We start from the raw sequence: 631 nt of genomic DNA, 5'->3' as shown, positions 1-631 counted from the left end.
CCGTTTCCAGCCGTTCCACGCTGCCGATTGCCGCAAGGGTGGCATTGTTCATGGTGGAGAGCATCTTGTGGGCTGTCCGCATGGGGGCAAGGACAGCGGCCTGGAAATGCCCCTCCTGCCCGCCGTCCACGGCCTGGGTTTCCCTGCCGATTACCGCGCGTCCGGCGTTTTTCAGATGCCCGCCCACGCTTCGGAGTTCGTGGCCCAGGGTTTCTACCTTCTCAATGCTCTTTTTAGAATCATCCAGCGAACCGCTGATATTTTGCTGAACCGCTTCCAGCGTCTTGTGGATGCCCATAGCGGAAACCGCTTTATCCAGAGCAGTCACGCCAACGCGCTTGAAACTCTCCACGGCATTGGCGGCGCACTGCATGATTTTCTCCCGCAGTCCGTCCAGCTTTTCCTGCGCCTGCCGGACTTTGCTTTGCAGCCCGTCCACCATGCCCTGCAAGATGGTTTTCTGCGGCGTGTCCTGGGCCTGTGCAAGCTGCACCTTGACGGTCTGCAATTCCTGGCGCACCGCGTCAAGCTGGCGGTTCATGCCGTCCATATAGAACATAAGGCGGGACAAATCCTCTGACTGTCCCGCCCGCCCGTTTTCCGAAAGCAGCTTCAAAAACTGCTCCATAAT

General features: G+C 58.6%; 1 protein-coding gene. It reads right to left on the bottom strand.

Annotated features, from left to right (window positions below; translation table 11 throughout):
• A partial coding sequence (locus D5269_RS19080; RefSeq protein WP_199735803.1) for a DUF6674 family protein occupies positions 1-631 on the bottom strand: 631 nt, incomplete at both ends.

It is taken from the genome of Anaerotruncus sp. 1XD42-93 (assembly GCF_009917605.1).
Classification (GTDB): Bacteria; Bacillota; Clostridia; order Oscillospirales; family Ruminococcaceae; genus Anaerotruncus.
This window is presented reverse-complemented; position numbering and strand designations above follow the sequence as displayed.